15 protein-coding genes are annotated in these 19,702 nt (G+C 42.2%); 10 read left to right on the top strand and 5 right to left on the bottom strand.

Annotated elements, in window-relative coordinates; translation table 11 throughout:
- Positions 1-166: 166 nt before the first annotated feature.
- Both FTV18_RS03165 and gltA read right to left on the bottom strand, forming a co-directional pair.
- Positions 167-670 (bottom strand): hypothetical protein, encoded by a 504-nt coding sequence (locus FTV18_RS03165; RefSeq protein WP_179992114.1) that lies wholly within the window; start codon positions 668-670, stop codon positions 167-169.
- A 169-nt stretch (positions 671-839) separates the two neighbouring features.
- Complete coding sequence (gltA, locus tag FTV18_RS03160) at positions 840-2,114, bottom strand: citrate synthase (RefSeq protein ID WP_004782984.1); 1,275 nt, start codon at positions 2,112-2,114, stop codon at positions 840-842.
- 1,004 nt (positions 2,115-3,118) lie between these two features.
- Here gltA and sdhC point away from each other — a divergent pair.
- The 9 genes from sdhC to sucD all read left to right on the top strand — a co-directional run bounded on the left by sdhC (position 3,119) and on the right by sucD (position 15,149).
- The gene (gene sdhC / locus FTV18_RS03155; protein ID WP_034705238.1) at positions 3,119-3,517 is read left to right on the top strand and encodes a succinate dehydrogenase, cytochrome b556 subunit; all 399 of its coding nucleotides are present in this window, start codon (positions 3,119-3,121) and stop codon (positions 3,515-3,517) included.
- Positions 3,517-3,882 carry a succinate dehydrogenase, hydrophobic membrane anchor protein gene (sdhD, locus tag FTV18_RS03150; protein ID WP_004782980.1) on the top strand — a complete coding sequence of 122 codons (366 nt, stop codon included), beginning with the start codon at positions 3,517-3,519 and terminating at the stop codon, positions 3,880-3,882. The genes sdhC and sdhD overlap by 1 nt, the downstream gene beginning before the upstream one ends.
- Positions 3,883-3,894: 12 nt before the next feature.
- The gene (locus FTV18_RS03145; RefSeq protein ID WP_004782979.1) at positions 3,895-5,793 is read left to right on the top strand and encodes an FAD-binding protein; all 1,899 of its coding nucleotides are present in this window, start codon (positions 3,895-3,897) and stop codon (positions 5,791-5,793) included.
- Between the two features lie 14 nt (positions 5,794-5,807).
- Complete coding sequence (locus FTV18_RS03140) at positions 5,808-6,518, top strand: succinate dehydrogenase iron-sulfur subunit (protein WP_004782977.1); 711 nt, start codon at positions 5,808-5,810, stop codon at positions 6,516-6,518.
- An 822-nt stretch (positions 6,519-7,340) separates the two neighbouring features.
- Positions 7,341-10,163 carry a 2-oxoglutarate dehydrogenase E1 component gene (locus FTV18_RS03135; protein ID WP_005234618.1) on the top strand — a complete coding sequence of 941 codons (2,823 nt, stop codon included), beginning with the start codon at positions 7,341-7,343 and terminating at the stop codon, positions 10,161-10,163.
- 18 nt (positions 10,164-10,181) lie between these two features.
- A complete protein-coding gene (gene odhB / locus FTV18_RS03130; protein ID WP_005234619.1) occupies positions 10,182-11,402 on the top strand; it encodes a 2-oxoglutarate dehydrogenase complex dihydrolipoyllysine-residue succinyltransferase in 1,221 nt (406 codons plus the stop codon).
- A 60-nt stretch (positions 11,403-11,462) separates the two neighbouring features.
- On the top strand, positions 11,463-12,896 hold the full coding sequence (lpdA, locus tag FTV18_RS03125) for a dihydrolipoyl dehydrogenase (RefSeq protein WP_004782973.1): 1,434 nt from the start codon (positions 11,463-11,465) through the stop codon (positions 12,894-12,896).
- Positions 12,897-13,080: 184 nt separating this feature from the next.
- Complete coding sequence (sucC, locus tag FTV18_RS03120) at positions 13,081-14,247, top strand: ADP-forming succinate--CoA ligase subunit beta (protein WP_004782971.1); 1,167 nt, start codon at positions 13,081-13,083, stop codon at positions 14,245-14,247.
- 11 nt (positions 14,248-14,258) lie between these two features.
- The gene (gene sucD / locus FTV18_RS03115) at positions 14,259-15,149 is read left to right on the top strand and encodes a succinate--CoA ligase subunit alpha (protein WP_004782969.1); all 891 of its coding nucleotides are present in this window, start codon (positions 14,259-14,261) and stop codon (positions 15,147-15,149) included.
- 101 nt (positions 15,150-15,250) lie between these two features.
- On the opposite strand, the gene FTV18_RS03110 is transcribed toward sucD, so the two are convergent.
- The 3 genes from FTV18_RS03110 to FTV18_RS03100 form a co-directional block, all read right to left on the bottom strand.
- Positions 15,251-16,969: a flotillin family protein gene (locus FTV18_RS03110; RefSeq protein WP_180016790.1), complete on the bottom strand. Its 1,719-nt coding sequence runs from the start codon at positions 16,967-16,969 to the stop codon at positions 15,251-15,253.
- 51 nt (positions 16,970-17,020) lie between these two features.
- Positions 17,021-17,656 carry a YqiJ family protein gene (locus FTV18_RS03105; protein ID WP_004782965.1) on the bottom strand — a complete coding sequence of 212 codons (636 nt, stop codon included), beginning with the start codon at positions 17,654-17,656 and terminating at the stop codon, positions 17,021-17,023.
- Between the two features lie 269 nt (positions 17,657-17,925).
- Positions 17,926-18,468, bottom strand: coding sequence for a hypothetical protein (locus tag FTV18_RS03100; RefSeq protein WP_034704963.1), 543 nt, complete (start codon positions 18,466-18,468; stop codon positions 17,926-17,928).
- A gap of 317 nt (positions 18,469-18,785) precedes the next feature.
- On the opposite strand from FTV18_RS03100, the gene cysD reads away from it, so the two are divergent.
- On the top strand, positions 18,786-19,700 hold the full coding sequence (gene cysD / locus FTV18_RS03095) for a sulfate adenylyltransferase subunit CysD (protein WP_180016792.1): 915 nt from the start codon (positions 18,786-18,788) through the stop codon (positions 19,698-19,700).
- Positions 19,701-19,702: the final 2 nt, after the last annotated feature.

Genomic DNA, 19,702 nt, shown 5'->3' with positions numbered 1-19,702 from the left:
GCTGTTTCAGGAGAATTGAAACAGATGCACAAAGTTATGGTCAAAAATGACTTATTATGGTGCTTTTTTATTCTGGTAAATGCACAAAAATACTCAATTGGATTTAAATAAGTTTATTTTTCATAAATAGAAATCAACAGAATACTTGAGTGAAAAGTATTCAATATCATCTGCTTATCTGATTTTTTAAAATAATATTGGGAATTTTTTTTAGAAAAATATCGCGTGCAATATCTCCCTGTTGTTCAATGTTATAGTCTAAAAAGGATTTGTTGGGATTAAATTGATATTTGTAAGGATTATATTTTCCCATACTTAAAAAATAAGCGGCTTGTAAAAAAGCGCCCTTAAACAACACATTAATATTCTGCTGATATTGATAAATATGCGCCATTTCATGAATGAAAAGCGCCTGATAAGAACGGCTTTCTTTAGAATAATCGTCCCGATAATTCAAGTTGCGGACGTGAATATAACCACTTGGTGCCATAATCACATGCTTGGATTGCCAAGGCAGGAAAGGGTGATTCATGACACGGACTGCTGAATAGTCAATCAGGTCAGCAAAGACTTGCTGGCAAAGCTTGATTTCCCCTGAAGTTAAGTTCCGGCTTTTAAACTGATCAAAACGAATCATTCTCAGGATGAAGGGAAGCAGGTAAAACAGCATTAAAACTCAATCCTTAACGATATAAGAGTAATTTCTAGAAATTTGTAGAAATTGAAAATTCTTCAGGTTTACTATTTTAAGTTTTTCACATCTTGGTTGTGTTGGTTTTTGTCAGTCATAAAAAAACCACCCAGAAGGGTGGTTTTTACGTCTTTCAACGCTAACCGAATTAACGGTTGATGTCGCGTTGAACTTCACCAGTGTAAAGCTGACGAGGACGACCGATCTTGTAAGGACCGCTGTGCATTTCTAACCAGTGGCTGATCCAACCAACTGTACGTGCAAGCGCGAAGATCACAGTAAACATTTCTGTTGGGATACCAATCGCTTTAAGGATGATACCTGAGTAGAAGTCTACGTTAGGGTAAAGGTTACGTTTGATGAAGTATTCGTCAGAAAGCGCGATACGTTCAAGTTCCATAGCAAGAGCAAGCTGTGGATCGTTGATGCCAAGAGCACCAAGAACTTCGTCACAAGTTTCTTTCATTACTTTCGCACGTGGATCGAAGTTTTTGTACACACGGTGACCGAAGCCCATGAGTTTAACTTCTTTAGTTTTCACTTTTTCCATGAAGCCAGCAACGTTTTCTACAGTGCCGATTTCATCAAGCATCTTAAGAACAGCTTCGTTCGCACCACCGTGAGCAGGACCCCAAAGTGCAGAGATACCAGCAGCGATACATGCATATGGGTTAGCGCCAGTAGAACCAGCTAAACGTACTGTAGACGTAGAAGCATTTTGTTCGTGGTCAGCGTGAAGCGTGAAGATACGGTCCATTGCTTTCGCAAGGATTGGATCTACTTTGTAGTCACGGTCTGCAGGAGTTGCAAACATCATGTACAGGAAGTTTTCAGCGTAAGTCAAATCGTTACGTGGGTAAACGAATGGTTGACCAACAGTGTATTTGTAGCTCCAAGCTGCCAAAGTAGGAATCTTAGCGATTAAACGAATCGCAGTGATTTCACGATGGTTAACATCTTCGATGTCCAGATTGTTGTGATAGAACGCAGACAACGCACCAACAACACCAACCATGATTGCCATAGGGTGAGCATCACGACGGAAACCGTTATAGAAGCGGCTTACTTGATCGTGAACCATAGTGTGGTTACGAACTTTAGCGTCGAATTCTTCTTTTTGCTCAGCTGTTGGAAGCTCGCCATTAAGAAGTAAGTAGCAAGTTTCTAGGTAATCAGCTTTAGTTGCTAACTGGTCAATTGGGTAGCCACGGTGTAAAAGAACACCTTTATTACCATCGATGAAAGTGATTTTAGACTCGCATGCAGCTGTTGCCATAAAACCAGGATCAAAAGTAAAGTGACCTGCAGCCAACACATCTTTAACGTCGATTACATCTGGGCCCAATGTGCCGCTGTAAATTGGTAATTCAATTTCTTTGCCATCAAGCTGTAAAACGGCTTTCTTGCCAGTTGCTTCAGACATTCAATAGATCTCCTGTCCTGGTGAATGTATATCCGAGTTGCCTATCAATCTTTTAATGCACAAAACGGACGGATCAAAAATTTGCTATAAGATTAGTGGCTACTGAAATTTTGTCAATTATACTTATGGATGAAAAATGACATTCTCACAGTGGTTTAGTCATTTATCTTGGTATAAAAAGTTTAATAAAATCACAGTACCAAACCTCTATAATAAGTCAAATTGAACAGAAGGTGCAGAAAAAAATATAGTCTTTGCCGTATTTGTAAGCGTTTTTTCCTAGCAAAAAATAAAGGAGAAATTGAGAAAATATTCTAAGACTGCAACTTAAAATTATATAAATCTCGTAACTTACATCGATTTCCTTAAGTTTTTACTTCAAACTTGAATTATAAATAAAAGCAATAAATTTTCTTTTTGGCTCTGTTTAATCGGCTAAAAAATAGCTCGTAAATTTGCTTCACTTTGTTTAATACAACTTAAACAAAAATAAATAAGTGTTTTTTTGAATATAAAATGTCTAAAAACATCAAAAAAACTATGATCTACAAAGAGATAAGTAGGTTTTAGTATAAAAATTCTAAATTGAGATGCCTTTATATAAATAGTCATTATTTATTTGTGAAATGTATCCTTATGATTTTACTTGGGATTAATAAGGACTTAGGATCGAAATTATATTTTTGCTGTTCATCTTTAGTCTAAATCTACTTAGTCGAAGCTTGGCTAGATAACAGACTAAATTAATCAAGTTAATTATTAAAAAACAAATATCTAGAATGAGAATATGAAGATAAAGCAAGTAGGGGAGAACTCAAAGTTGTTGTTAATGATTCTTATTTAAAGGTTTTTTGTTCAAAAAGCCAAATACAGTTGTTTGTATTTTAATAGTTCACGTTTTATAATTCAGTGTCGTTTTATGTTTAGGCATGTATTTGCCTGATAATGCCAGCTTTCCTTCGAATTAATTCCAACAAACTCCGGATGGAGTTTTTAACTACAGGATGCCCGCTGTGAAAAGCAACAGACCTGTCAATTTGTCCATGGGTCAAGTTTTAGAAGTAAACTTAAAATCACCCGTGGCTATTGCATCAATTCTACACCGTCTTTCAGGTGTCATCGTATTTTTACTCGTACCGGTCCTTTTGTGGCTGTTGGATAAATCATTGTCTTCAGCAGAAGGTTTTGCTGAAGTGCAGGAAATCTTTAACGGTTTCTTTGTCCGCTTTATCGTATGGGTATTTGTAGCCGGCTTAATTTATCATTTGTTCACTGGTATTAAGCACTTACTTGCAGATATCGGCGTTGCAGAAGAACTGCAAAGCGGTCGTACTGCAGCTACTATTTCATTAATCTTGTCTGCAATCGGTATTGTTGCAGCATTTGTATGGATCGTACTCTAATGAAAAGTGCTACTGGTTTAACAGGTTCAGGTTCTCGTGATTGGTTTGTCCAACGCATCAGTGCTGTAGTTCTAGCTGTTTATACCGTTGTGGTGTTTGGTTGGATCCTACTGAATGGTGGCTTCAACTACGAGCAATGGTACGGCTTTATGATGACAGTTCCAATGAAGATCATGTCTTTGTTGGCAGTCTTATCTCTTGTTGCGCATGCATGGATCGGTATGTGGCAGGTATTCACTGACTATGTGACTACTCGTCAAATGGGTCCATCAGCATCAGGTTTACGCCTTGTACTGACTTCAGCAGTGATTATTGCTGTATTTGCATATGCGATCTGGGCAATCCAGATTTTTTGGGCGAATTGATAGGAAACAATCATGGGCGCTATAACCCCTAAAGAAGATTACACAAATATTCCACACGAAACTTTCGATGCAGTTATCGTTGGTGGTGGTGGTTCTGGTATGCGCGCTTCTTACCAACTTGCTCAAGCAGGTTTGAAAGTTGCGGTACTGACTAAAGTATTCCCAACACGTTCTCACACTGTAGCAGCGCAGGGTGGTATCGGTGCATCTCTTGGTAACATGCAAGAAGATAACTGGCATTACCACTTCTACGACACAGTTAAAGGTTCTGACTGGTTAGGTGACCAAGACGCGATCGAGTTCATGACTCGCGAAGCACCGCAAGTGGTATACGAATTAGAACATTTAGGTATGCCATTTGACCGTAACGCAGACGGTACGATTTACCAACGTCCATTTGGTGGTCACTCTGCAAACTACGGTGAAAAAGCAGTTCCACGTGCATGTGCTGCAGCCGACCGTACAGGTCACGCTCTTCTTCATACGCTTTATCAAAGCAACGTGAAAATGGGTACTCAGTTCTTCGTTGAATGGATCGCGCTTGACCTGATCCGTAACGAAGCTGGTGATGTACTGGGTGTGACAGCAATCGATCAGGAAACTGGTAAAATTGCTGTATTCCAGGCGAAAGCTACATTATTCGCTACAGGTGGTGCTGGTCGTGTTTACCGTGCATCTACTAATGCTTATATCAACACCGGTGACGGTCTTGGTATGGCAGCTCGTGCAGGCATTCCATTACAAGATATGGAATTCTGGCAATTCCACCCTACAGGTGTTGCGGGCGCAGGCGTACTGTTAACTGAAGGTTGTCGTGGTGAAGGTGCAATCCTTCGTAACAAAGACGGCGAACCGTTCATGGAACGTTATGCACCGACTCTGAAAGACTTGGCTCCTCGTGACTTCGTATCACGTTCTATGGACCAGGAAATCAAAGAAGGTCGTGGTTGTGGTCCTAAAGGTGATTATATCCTTCTTGATATGACTCACTTGGGTGCTGACACCATCATGAAACGTCTGCCATCTGTATTCGAGATTGGTAAGAAATTCGCGAACGTTGACATTACTAAAGAGCCAATTCCTGTAGTACCTACAATCCATTACCAAATGGGTGGTATTCCTACAAATATTCATGGTCAGGTAGTTGTTCCTGAGTCTCCAGAATCTGAAGCTCTAGTAACCAACTACGACAAGAATACTGATACCTATTCTACTAACCAAGAAGGTCGCAACTTCACGAAACCAGTGAAAGGCTTCTATGCGATCGGTGAATGTTCATGTGTATCTGTACACGGTGCAAACCGTTTAGGTACAAACTCACTGCTTGATTTGGTTGTATTTGGTAAGGCTGCTGGCCAGCACATCATCGACTACGTGACTAAACACCACGGTGATGAGTATGAACCGCTTCCTACAACTGTGCTTGAAAACACAATTAAGCGTGTTCGTAAGCTGGATGAATCAACAACTGGTGAGAATGCTCAAGAAGTTGCTGATGCAATCCGTGACATCGTTCAAGACCACGCGGGTGTATTCCGTACAACTGCGCTGCTTGAAGAAGGTGTAAAACAAATTCTTGCAATTGAGCCGCGTGTTCGCAACATTCACTTGAAAGACAAATCTAAAGTATTCAATACTGCACGTATTGAAGCTCTAGAAGTTGAAAACCTGTATGAAGTTGCTAAAGCGACCTTGATTTCAGCTGCTGCACGTAAAGAATGTCGTGGTGCTCACACTGTGGTAGATTTCGAATTACCACCAGATCACCCAGAGTATCCATATGGCCGTCGTGACGACGAGTGGATGAAACACACCTTGTGGTTCTCTGCTGATAACCGTCTTGAGTACAAGCCAGTGCGTTACAAACCACTTTCGGTTGATGCAATTCCACCGAAACCACGTACATTCTAATCAGGAGATTAAAGATGAGTAGAGGTACTCGTACATTTCATATCTACCGCTACGATCCTGATAAGGATAAAGCACCGTATATGCAAACTTTTAAGCTTGAACTGACTGATAAGCACCGTATGTTGCTTGATGCGCTTCTTGCATTAAAAGTACAGGACGAATCTTTGACATTCCGTCGTTCATGCCGTGAAGGGATCTGTGGTTCTGATGGTGTGAACATCAACGGTAAAAACGGTTTGGCGTGTCTTTGGAACCTGAACGATTTACCAAATGAAATCACGATTCGTCCACTACCTGGTCTTCCAGTAATCAAAGACCTTGTAGTTGACATGAACCAGTTCTACGACCAGTACAACAAGATTCATCCGTTCTTGATCAACAACCAGCCTGCACCTCCTAAAGAGCGTCTGCAGTCTCCTGAAGAACGTGAACACTTGAATGGTCTGTATGAATGTATTCTTTGTGCATGTTGTTCAACTTCATGCCCATCATTCTGGTGGAACCCAGACAAGTTCTTGGGTCCTTCAGCATTATTGAATGCATACCGTTTCATCATCGATTCGCGTGATACAGGTACTCAAGAGCGTCTGGCTCGTCTTGACGATCCGTTCTCTCTGTTCCGTTGTAAAGGTATCATGAACTGTGTATCTGTATGTCCTAAAGGCTTGAACCCTACTAAAGCAATCGGTCACATCCGTAACATGCTTCTAGATATGGCTGGCTAATTTAGACTGCAATAAACAGTTTTTCAAAAAGCACACCACTTGGTGTGCTTTTTGCTTTATAGGGCTCCATAAACGAACAGTGGTCGTGAAAACTGCTGTTATTGGTGCTGTATCTCATATGATCAAATCGGGTAATGAATCATTGCAGAACATTTTGGTCGGATTTATGCACTATTATGATGTTGTTTGAGGTATTTATGATTTTTAGATGTAATTCTGGACTGAAAAAGGTTTTCAATAATGTTATTATATAACGCAAAGTTGCAAAGGGAGTGGATTGGAAGATTTACTCTCTTTTTGTTTATCAAAAAGATGTAGGACTTTGGTCTACGCTGAATGTGTTTTTCATTTAAAGCTCCCTATGTTAGAGTAATTTCTGATAGAAGTATTTGACTAAAAAACATGCGTTCCTCGTCAAAAAAATCAATTGATTAGTCGAGATCGTGATAGCATTTAGCACAAGACTATATTTAAAAAATGTGTGGGCCGATGTACATTTTTTAAACACGGAAGAGGTTGAGAATAGTATATAAATGTAAGTCAAAGTCGCTTTAGAAAAAATATAGTTTAAATCTTTGTTTTTTCTAAGTCGATTTGCAAAAAATTGCTCGGTCACGATCGGGTATTCAATGAGTGATGATGCCGCTGAGGGGCGTTATTGTTCATTAAACATATCAAGAATTTTCTTGGTGTGGTGATAACGCCTCATGGCTTATGCCTTATGGGGGACTAATGTTGAATTATCAATTTGACATTACTAATCCTGGGTTTTGCTTAAAAAGCATCCTGAAAATGTTTTTGCAATAGGAAATGGGTCCACAAATGCAAGAAGTTGCTGACGCTCTGCGTCTTGACACTGAACTTTCCGCTGATAGTGCAGCGTATATTGAAGAACTTTATGAGCAGTACCTCACTGCTCCAGACTCAGTGGGTGCTGACTGGAGAGCGTACTTCGATAAATTCCCAAAAGGTGATCAACCACACAGCAATGTACGTGAGCAATTCCTACTTTTAGGTCGCAATTCAAGCCGTATTCAGCCTGTTATCCAATCGACAGTTAGTTCAGAGCATGAACGTCGTCAAATTGGCGTTTTACAGCTGATTGCTGCGTACCGTAACCGTGGCCACCAAAAAGCAAAATTGGATCCATTAGGTCTGGCTAAACGCGAAGTTGTGCCAGATCTTGATCTTTCTGCGCACGGTTTAACTCAGTCTGATCTGGACACTATATTCAATACCGGTAACCTTGCGATTGGTAAGGAAGCAGCGACTTTGGGCGAAATGGTCCAAGCGATGGAAGCGACTTACTGTAGCTCTATCGGTGCTGAATACATGCACATCGTGGATACCAAAGAAAAACGCTGGATCCAGCAACGTCTTGAAAGCGCACGTGGTCAATATGGACTAAGTGCTGATCAGAAAAAACATGTTCTTGAACGTTTAACTGCGGCTGAAGGTCTAGAAAAATACCTCGGTAATAAATTCGTGGGTGCAAAACGTTTTGGTGTTGAAGGCGGTGAATCTTTCATTCCTATGGTGAATGAATTGATCCAGCGTGCCGGTTCTGTAGGCTGTAAAGAAGTCGTGATCGGTATGCCACACCGTGGTCGTCTGAACCTTCTGGTTAACATCATGGGTAAAAACCCGGCTGACCTGTTTGGTGAGTTCGAAGGTAAATCACTACATAAAAAAGGTTCTGGTGACGTTAAGTATCACCAAGGTTTCTCTTCTAACGTAATGACTCCAGGTGGTGAAGTTCACTTGGCATTGGCGTTTAACCCATCTCACCTTGAAATCGTTGGACCTGTAGTTGAAGGTTCTGTACGTGCACGTCAAGTCCGTCGTAAAGACATTGGCGGTGATGACGTATTGCCAGTCATTGTTCACGGTGATGCTGCATTTGCAGGTCAGGGCGTAAACCAAGAAACCTTCCAGATGTCACAGACTCGTGGTTACACAGTAGGTGGTACAGTTCATATCGTAGTGAACAACCAGGTTGGTTTCACCACATCTGATCCACGTGATGCGCGTTCTACAGAATACTGTACTGATATCGCGAAAATGATTCAGGCGCCGATCTTCCATGTAAATGGTGATGATCCTGAAGCTGTGTTGTTTGTTGCTCAGCTTGCCCACGATTTCCGTCATACTTTCCGTAAAGACGTTGTGATCGACATGTTCTGTTACCGTCGTCGTGGTCATAACGAAGCGGACGAACCAGCTGCAACTCAGCCAATGATGTACCAAGTGATCAACAAAAAAGCGACCACTCGTACGCTTTATGCTGACAAACTGGTTCAAGAAGGTGTACTTGATCGTGCTACTGCAGATCAAATGGTTGAACAATACCGTTCTGATCTTGAAGCAGGTAAACATGTTGCCAATGCACTGGTTCTAGAACCGAACAAAAAAATGTTTGTAGACTGGACACCGTACTTGGGTCATGAATACACAGACGAGTGGGATACTACTTGCGATCTAGAACGTCTTAAAGAGCTTGGCCGCAAAATGCGTGAGCTTCCAGAAGGCTTCGTGATGCAGCGTCAGGTATCTAAAGTAATTGACGACCGTCTGAAAATGCAAACTGGTGAAATGCCGCTGAACTGGGGTGCTGCTGAAACTCTAGCCTATGCATCACTGCTAGATGATGGTTATCTGGTTCGTTTAACTGGTGAAGACGTGGGTCGTGGTACATTCTCACACCGTCATGCAAAACTGCATAACCAGGTAGATGGCTCAACTTATATTCCACTTTGCCATATCAAAGAGAACCAACCGCGTGTTGCGATCTATGACTCTTTATTGTCTGAAATGGCAGTACTGGCATTTGAATACGGTTACGCGACTACTCTTCCTAAGAGCCTGATCATCTGGGAAGCTCAGTTCGGTGACTTTGCAAACTGTGCACAGGTGGTGATCGACCAGTTCATCTCATCTGGTGAAACCAAATGGGAACGTGTATGTGGTCTGACTATGCTTCTGCCACACGGCTTCGAAGGTCAAGGTCCTGAGCATTCATCTGCACGTCTGGAACGTTTCTTGCAGCTATGTGCTGAAGACAATATGCAAGTGATGACTCCAACTACACCTGCACAGATCTTCCACGCGTTACGTCGTCAGGCAATCCGCCCGATCCGTAAACCAATGATCATCATGTCACCTAAATCATTGCTTCGTCACAAGTTGGCTGTGTCTAACCTGGAAGAACTGGCTAACGGTACATTCCAGACTGTGATCGACGAAGTAGATAACATCAACAAAGCAGACGTAACTCGTCTAGTACTGTGTGGTGGTAAGGTTTACTACGATCTGGTTGAAAAACGTCGTGAAAAAGAATTGAACAACACTGCAATTGTACGTATTGAACAATTGTATCCGTACCCAGAAGCACGTCTTGCAGAAGTTCTTGCTCAGTATCCAAACGTGAAAGAACTGGTTTGGGCACAAGAAGAACCGAAAAACCAAGGTGCTTGGTTGTTCATCGCGCCTCGTTTATATGACGATGTGATGAAAGCGGGCAAACAAATCCGTATTAGTTACGCAGGCCGTGAAGCTTCAGCTGCACCGGCGTGTGGTTCACCATACTTGCATGCAAAACAACAAGCTCAGCTCGTTAACGACGCTCTAGCGATCGATGCTGAATAATCCAGGAGATTCTAAATAATGGCAACCGAAATTAAAGCACCGGTATTTCCAGAGTCAGTTGCGGACGGTACGATCGCAACTTGGCACAAACAACCAGGTGAAGCAGTATCACGTGATGAAGTGATCTGTGATATTGAAACTGATAAAGTTGTTTTAGAAGTTGTTGCTCCTGCAGACGGTACAATTGCATCAATCGTTAAAAATGAAGGCGATACAGTGCTTTCTGCTGAAGTGATTGCACAGTTTGAAGAGGGTGCCGTATCTGGCGCAACTCAAACTCAAGCAGTTCAATCTGAAACTGAAGCATCAGTAGAGCAAGCTGCTGCAAAAACTGAAGCGGGTAATGCACCGATCGTTGAGCGTCAACAGGTTCAAGACCAAGCTCCAGCAGTACGTAAAGCATTGACTGAATCTGGTATCAATGCTGCTGACGTATCTGGTACAGGTCGTGGCGGTCGCATTACTAAAGAAGATGTTGCGAACCATCAGTCTAAACCTGCAGCGCCTGCTGCTGCACCGTTAAGCGTTGCGGTTGGCGAACGTATTGAAAAACGCGTTCCAATGACTCGTCTGCGTAAACGTGTTGCTGAACGTCTGCTTGCTGCAACTCAAGAAACAGCAATGTTGACTACGTTCAACGAAGTTAACATGAAACCAATCATGGAAATGCGTAACCAGTACAAAGAAGCGTTTGAAAAACGTCATGGTGCGCGTCTAGGCTTCATGTCATTCTTCGTTAAAGCTGCGACTGAAGCACTGAAACGCTATCCAGCAGTGAATGCGTCTATCGATGGCGATGATATCGTTTACCATGGTTACTATGACATCGGTGTAGCAGTTTCTTCTGACCGTGGTCTAGTGGTTCCTGTACTTCGTGATACAGACCGTATGAACTATGCTGAAGTTGAAAATGGTATCCGTGCATACGCTGGTAAAGCGCGTGAAGGTAAACTTGCGATTGAAGACATGACTGGTGGTACTTTCACAATTACCAACGGTGGTACTTTCGGTTCATTGCTTTCAACTCCAATCTTGAACACTCCACAAACTGCGATTCTGGGTATGCATAAAATCCAGGAACGTCCTATGGCAGTGAATGGTCAGGTTGAAATCTTGCCAATGATGTACCTAGCGCTTTCTTATGACCACCGTCTAATCGATGGTAAAGAAGCTGTAGGTTTCCTTGTAACAATCAAAGAATTGTTAGAAGAACCAGCTCGTCTGATCCTTGATCTTTAATTCTAAAGAATAAATCCATGGGCTTAGGGTGATCCTCTAGGCCCATTTTTGGAGAGAATAATGTCTCAACAATTCGATTTAGTTGTAATCGGTGGTGGCCCAGGTGGCTACGAAGCTGCAATTCGTGCTGCACAGCTTGGTTTTAAAGTTGCGTGTATCGAAAAACGTATTCATAAAGGTAAACCTTCTTTAGGCGGTACTTGCTTAAACGTAGGTTGTATTCCTTCTAAAGCACTTTTAGATTCTTCTCACCGTTATGAAGATACTGTTAAGCATTTAGATGACCACGGTATTACAACGGGTGAAGTTGCTTTCGATTTGTCTAAAATGCTGGCGCGTAAAGACAAAGTCGTTGAGCAATTGACTGGTGGTGTTGCGCAGTTACTTAAAGGTAATGGCATTGAATGGTTACAAGGTACTGGTAAATTACTTGCTGGTAAAAAAGTTGAGTTCGTACCGCATGAAGGCGAAACTCAGGTTTTAGAGCCTAAATATGTCATCCTTGCATCTGGTTCTGTACCAGTCAATATTCCAGTTGCTCCTGTAGATCAAGACCTGATCGTAGACTCAACTGGTGCGCTTGAATTCCCAGAAGTGCCTAAACGTCTTGGTGTGATCGGTGCTGGTGTAATCGGTCTTGAACTTGGTTCAGTATGGCGTCGTCTGGGTGCGGAAGTTGTTGTATTTGAAGCAATGGACGCATTCTTGCCAATGGCTGACAAAGCATTGGCAAAAGACTACCAAAAACTGCTGACCAAGCAAGGTCTTGATATCCGCATTGGTGCAAAAGTTTCTGGTACTGAAGTTAACGGTCGTGAAGTGACTGTTAAATACAGCCAGGGCGGCGAAGACAAAGAACAGACTTTCGATAAGCTGATCGTTTGTGTAGGCCGTCGTGCTTATGCTGAAGGTTTATTGGCTGAAGACTCAGGTATCAAACTGACTGAGCGCGGTCTGGTTGAGGTAAACGACTGGTGTGCAACTTCTGTTGAAGGCGTATACGCAATCGGTGACTTGGTACGTGGTCCAATGCTTGCACATAAAGCAATGGAAGAAGGCGTAATGGCTGTTGAACGTATCCACGGTCATGCTGCTCAAGTGAACTACGATACTATCATTTCTGTCATCTACACTCACCCGGAAGCGGCTTGGGTAGGTTTAACAGAAGAGCAAGCCAAAGAAAAAGGTCATGAAGTGAAAACTGGTCAATTCGGTTTTGCTGTAAATGGTCGTGCTTTGGCTGCTGGTGAAGGTGCCGGTTTCGTGAAGTTTGTTGCTGATGCAAAAACTGACCGTCTACTTGGTATGCACGTGATTGGACCTGCTGCGTCTGATATCGTTCACCAAGGTATGATCGCACTTGAGTTTGTCTCTTCAGTTGAAGATCTACAGTTGATGACTTTCGGTCACCCAACATTCTCTGAAGTGGTACATGAAGCTGCTCTTGCAGTCGATGGTCGTGCGATCCACGCGATCCAACGTAAGCGTAAGTAATTCTTCGAAGAGCGGCTCAGGCCGCTCTTTTTACATTTGGTGGTTGTTTTTGAATGAATAATCATCTAAAAATAAAGATAAGTAAAATCTAAGATCCAAAAATACCAATATTGATTGATGTGAACCAAGAAATATTGGGAAAACGTGTAATAACAAAGTCAAATAAGTAGTAAAAGGTTAATCAATGAATTTACATGAGTATCAAGCAAAAGCGTTATTAAAAAAATATGGGATGCCTGTACAAGAAGGTATTCTTGCTACCAATGCTGAGGAAACAGTACATGCTTTTGAGCAGCTTGGTGGGAAGTTTGCGGTATTAAAAGCGCAGGTTCACGCAGGTGGTCGTGGCAAAGCGGGTGGGGTAAAAGTGGTAAAGTCGGCTGAAGAAGCAGCTGAATATGCCAATCAGATTATTGGTTCACGTTTAGTGACCTATCAAACCGATGCAAATGGTCAACCAGTCAATAGTATTTTGGTGTCTGAAGATGTTTATCCGGTCGAGCGTGAACTCTATTTAGGTGCAGTGGTAGACCGTTCTAGCCGTCGTATTACTTTCATGGCATCCACTGAAGGTGGTGTCGAAATTGAAAAAGTTGCAGAAGAAAATCCTGAAAAAATCATTAAAGTCGAAGTTGATCCTTTAGTAGGATTATTGCCATTTCAGGCGCGTGAAGTGGCGTTTGCACTTAAGTTAAAAGATAGCCAGATCAATCAATTTGTTAAAGTCATGACAGCTGCTTACCAAGCCTTTGTCGAAAATGATTTTGCTTTATTTGAAATTAACCCGCTCTCTGTTCGTGAAAATGGTGACATTCTCTGTGTCGATGCCAAAGTCGGTATTGATTCGAATGCACTTTACCGTCTGCCTGAAGTCGCTGCTTTGCGTGACAAATCACAAGAAAATGAGCGTGAGCTAAAAGCATCTGAATTTGACCTGAACTATGTTGCTTTAGAGGGTAATATTGGTTGTATGGTCAATGGTGCTGGTCTTGCGATGGCAACCATGGACATTATCAAGCTTTATGGTGGTCAACCAGCCAACTTCCTGGATGTGGGCGGTGGTGCGACCAAAGAGCGTGTCATTGAAGCGTTTAAAATTATCTTGGCAGATTCTTCTGTACAAGGTGTCTTGATTAATATTTTTGGTGGAATTGTACGTTGTGACATGATTGCTGAGGCAATTATTGCAGCGGTTCAGGAAGTAAATGTCACTGTGCCTGTAGTTGTTCGCCTTGAAGGGAACAATGCAGAGCTTGGTGCCAAGTTACTGGATGAATCTGGTTTGAAATTGATTTCTGCAAATGGCTTGGCCGATGCTGCAGAAAAAATTGTTGCTGCAGTAAAAGCTTAAGGAGTATCACAATGAGCGTATTAATTAATAAAGACACCAAAGTTTTAGTCCAAGGCTTTACAGGCAAGAACGGTACATTTCACTCTGAACAGGCTATTGCCTATGGCACTAAAGTCGTTGGTGGGGTAACACCAGGCAAAGGTGGTCAATCACATCTGGATCTGCCAGTATTTAATACTATGCGTGAAGCGGTGCAAGAAACTCAAGCTGATGCTTCTGTGATTTATGTGCCTGCACCTTTTGTCCTCGATTCTATTGTAGAAGCTGTTGACTCAGGTATTGAGCTGATTGTTGTGATTACTGAAGGTGTACCAACACTGGATATGCTAAAAGCTAAACGTTATCTGGAAACCAATGGTAATGGTACGCGTCTGATCGGTCCAAACTGTCCGGGTATCATTACGCCAGGCGAGTGTAAGATCGGGATTATGCCAGGTCATATCCACCAGCCAGGTAAGATCGGCATTATCTCACGTTCAGGTACTTTGACTTATGAAGCGGTTGCACAAACCACTAAATTAGGTCTTGGACAGTCAACCTGTATCGGAATCGGTGGTGATCCGATTCCAGGCATGAACCAGATTGATTGCTTGAAACTATTCCAGGAAGACCCGCAAACTGAAGCCATTATCATGATTGGTGAAATTGGCGGTACTGCGGAAGAAGAAGCAGCTGAGTATATCCAGTCGCATGTGACCAAGCCGGTGGTAGGTTATATCGCTGGTGTAACAGCGCCGAAAGGTAAGCGTATGGGTCACGCAGGTGCCATCATTTCTGGCGGTAAAGGAACTGCTGAAGAGAAGTTTGCAGCTTTTGAACGCGCGGGAATGGCGTATACACGTAGTCCTGCAGAGTTGGGTTCAACCATGCTTGAGGTTTTGAAAGAAAAAGGTTTGGCTTAATTTATTAAGCTGATAAAAAGCCCTCAATATTGAGGGCTTTTTTATAATTGCTGCAAAAGGAGATTAAAGTCTAACTAAATGATAATTCGAAAATTGAGTATTTAGTTATCTATACCAGCTTTAGCTTTCAGGCTTTGAGTCATCCCATTGATGTCACCACCCTGAATGCCTAATTCATTCATCAGGCTATCAATCAAAGGTGCCTGGCTACGATAACGCAAAGCACTATTCACCACCTGATCGGAGAGGGCAACATTGCCGCCTTCATGATGGGCATCTGCTTGGCAAGAGCCCGCATGTGTGCCATGTAAACCATTCACTTGCAGAATCTTGATGTCATCAATGTTTTCCATCGGCTTAACACTTTCACGAATGATTTCAGGTAAGTATTTCAGCATGGCTAGGCGGATTTGCATTTCCACCTGTTCAGATGACAGTACATTATTTGCTTCATTCACTGCGCGGGTACCTTCAGCATCGACTTGATACTGTTTCTCCATCGCTTGAGCAAGTAAGACTTTTGCATCCGCTTCACCTTTGGCTTTCAAGCGAACTTTTTCAGCTTCGGCTTCAGCGGCAATACGAACCGCTTCTGCATCATCAGCTGCTGCCTGTTTGCCAGCTTCTGCTGCAACGGTAATGGCAATTGCATCTTTCTCAGCCTGTTCTTTCGCTGCAACCAGTTCAACCGCTTTTTGACGTTCTGCTTGCTGGATCTGGCGGACAGTAACGACTTCTTCTTCCGCTTTAACCGCTTGAGCACGTGCCTGATCAGCTAAAGCTTTGGCTTCAGATTCAGCACGTGATTTTTCTGCAATCGCAATTGCACGATCCTGTTCAGCCAGTTCAATCGTTTTCTTCTGTTCAACTTGGGCTTTTTGAATGAGCTGGGCTTTCTGAATGTTTTCATTTTCAACATCACGAGCTGCCAGAATGCGTTTCAGTTCTACTTCACGTTCAGCAGCAATACGGGCTTCTTCCGCTTCACGTTTTTTTGCAGCTTCCTGAGCTGCAATTTCAGCTAACTGTTCAGCGCGGCGAATCGAAATTTCACGTTCCTGTTGCAGTTTGGCATATTCTTCTTCACGGATAATTTGTAGACGTGCTTGCTCAGCTTCCAGATTTTTGGCTTTAATGGCCAGATCTGTATCCTGTTCAATATGATTACGCTTACGGCGACGATCTTCAATCGTTTCAGTGAGTTTGGTTAAACCTTCAGCATCGAAAGCATTTTGTGGATTGAAATATTTAAAGCCGGTTTGATCCAGACCTGTTAAAGAAACAGTTTCCAGTTCCAGACCATTTTTGTGCAGATCTTCAGACACCACTTGCTGTACTTTTTGTACGAAGTCGACCCGTTTTTCGTGTAATTCTTCCATGGCCATTTCAGCAGCCACCGCACGGAGTGAATCGACAAATTTTCCTTCTACCAGATTCTTTAATTCGTTTGGCGACATGGTCTTTTGACCAAGAGTTTGTGCTGCGGTTGCAATCGAATCGGCGGTAGGCTTAACGCGCACATAGAATTCAGCCATTACATCGACACGCATGCGATCACGGGTAATCAGCGCCTGATCATCGGCACGACGGACTTCCAGCCGTAGGGTATTCATATTGACGGGAATGATTTCATGTAGCACCGGTAGCACCAAAGCCCCACCACCTAGAATCACTTTTTCACCACCCCAACCGGTACGTACAAAGGAAATCTCTTTACTGGAACGACGGTATAAACGCGCAATGATTAATCCGAAGGTGACTAGGCCAACGAATATAATCCCCGCAATAATCAAAACATTATATAAATCAAAATTTAGCATTGTTATAAAGTCTCTTTGGGCAAGCTTAATTTTTATAGGAAATTGGTTTAATTAAAGTTCAATAGCCTGAAAGCCATTTTTAGTTTTTTGAGTCAAAACCACTGTCTGACCTTGATTAAATATTTCATTGCGTTCAGGTTCGACCAGCACATAATGGGTCTTACCATGCTGATCCTGAACTTTGGCCTGAGCAGGGGAGTTAGCTTTGGCATCTCCCAGAATAATCGTGGCGGTTCGTCCGATCAGTTCATCGCTATAGATCGCGATGGTTTCATCCTGAGGCAGAATTTTGGCAGCAAGCACGGACAGCCCACGTACAATCGGCATGCATAAAAATAAACAGGCAGGGGAAATAATCCATGCATTTAAAAGCTGACTGGTAAATCGTTCGAACAGGCCTTGGATCAATAAACCGCTCAGACCATAACTGGTCAGGAAAATAATGAGCCAGATAAAGAGAGGCAGGCGACCCAGATAAAGCCAGTCGAATACTTTATTGAACAGGCCGGTCTGCTGATCAATACCTACTTCCGGATGAAGCGGTTCTTCAGGCAGAAATTGTTCGAACATATTCTGGGAACCACCTCCTAGCATCAGCAAGACACATTCCAAGGCAGCAAACATCAGCATCAGGCTTAAACTGATACTAAATACAATGTTGGAAGGATGAATGAACAGTTCCCACATGAGTTTCTGTCTCTAATTATGGTTTTATAGAAATTTTATGACCCTGTTAAAGATAACAGTTATTAATAAAATTGTAAGCAAAAAACAACAAAAATCCCAATCGGGATAGCTTGATAAAATCCAAAATTTAACAATATGTGATGAGCTTTTCTTAGCTGCAAATAAATGTCGACTATTTTATAGGTGGGCGAATCTGAGGTTTTATCTCAAGAATAGAAAAGCAATTGTGTACATTTGCTTTTCTGTCCCTAGGTAGATGTATAAAAGAATTAAAGGATGGCGGTCTGGATACGGACTTTCATTTCTAGGGCTTGTTGCAGGATATAGTTCTTCATCCATTGCACCTGTTCGCCCATTGGATTGGTTTTTACTGCAGTCTCCAGAAATTTAAGTTCAGGCTGATTAAATAGTTGTTCATCGAGAGCCTGTTCCAATGCCTGAGTATTTGCAGACAAAGGAAGGGCCACCAAGAAAAAGGCTTTAGGATAGTTATAGAAAGCATAAAGCAGATTGAAAGCTTTTTGATCACTTCTCAGATTGCCGGCACCTATTTCGTAACCTGCCTGCTGGTTGCTATAAGTCATACCGAGCAGGTATTCCCATTGACCGTTCAGCTTACGCAGGCCAAACTGCATGCCAATCTGATCCGCGGTCAATTCATGCTGGATATAAATGTTTAAAGGACTGCCATCTTCAGTATAGGGTTCCTGAAGAACCAAAATATGTTGCTGGTGCTGGTAAATAAAACCGGCAAGTTTTGCCTGTTCCAGACGGGATTTTAAAGTATCTAAATCAAATTCGTTATAAGGCATACATAGTTTATAAATTGGAAGAACTAATCCTACTCTAATTTTTTTTCACCACGATGTGAACTGTCCGTTTAGATGATTAATATATCATTTCATTGCTAAAAGTAATCTTCCAGAGTGCTTTGACTAAACAATCAATTGTCTTTATTTAGCTAAGCTATCAGATTCATAAAAACTGATAGTTGATATTAGTGAATTTTTATATGACGTTTTAATATATGAATATCACAAAACAAGCAATCGTTATGAAAAGTTAATCACTATAATGAATATAAATTTTATAAAGTGTAATAAGTACACGTGTAATACGCAGGTTGTCCATGTCATTAAATGAGGAAAGACTTACTCATCTTAAACAGCTTGAAGCTGAGAGTATTCACATCATTCGCGAAGTTGCTGCCGAGTTTGAAAATCCGGTTATGCTTTATTCAATCGGTAAAGATTCAGCAGTCATGCTGCATTTAGCACTGAAAGCGTTTTATCCTGCAAAACTTCCATTCCCGCTACTTCATGTAGATACCGGCTGGAAATTCAAAGACATGATCAAGTTCCGTGACAACATGGCCAAAGAACATGGCTTTGATCTGATCGTGCATCAGAACAAAGAAGGTCGTGATGTGGGCGTAAACCCATTCGACTATGGTAGCTCTAAATATACTGACATTATGAAAACCCAAGGTCTGAAACAGGCACTGGATAAATATCAGTTTGATGCTGCTTTCGGTGGTGCACGTCGTGACGAAGAAAAATCACGTGCCAAAGAACGTGTTTATTCATTCCGTGATTCTAAACACCGTTGGGATCCGAAAAACCAGCGTCCAGAACTTTGGAACCTTTACAATGGTAAAGTGAACAAAGGCGAAAGTATTCGTGTATTCCCGCTGTCTAACTGGACTGAGCTGGACATCTGGCAATATATCTACCTAGAAAATATCAAACTTGTTCCATTGTACTTAGCTGCTGAACGTCCAGTCGTTGAGCGTAATGGTACACTGATCATGGTTGATGATGAGCGTATGCGCCTGAATCCAGGCGAAGTGCCACAAATGAAATCGGTTCGTTTCCGTACTTTAGGTTGTTACCCATTAACGGGTGCGGTTGAATCAACTGCAACAACTTTACCGGAAATTATCCAGGAAATGCTTTTAGCGACCACATCTGAACGTCAAGGCCGTATGATCGACCATGACGAAGCAGGTTCGATGGAAAAGAAAAAGCAGGAAGGTTACTTCTAAGA

Origin of the sequence: Acinetobacter sp. YH12241 (assembly GCF_013417535.1) — a bacterium.
In the GTDB taxonomy this organism is placed as follows: Bacteria; Pseudomonadota; Gammaproteobacteria; order Pseudomonadales; family Moraxellaceae; genus Acinetobacter.
This window is presented reverse-complemented; position numbering and strand designations above follow the sequence as displayed.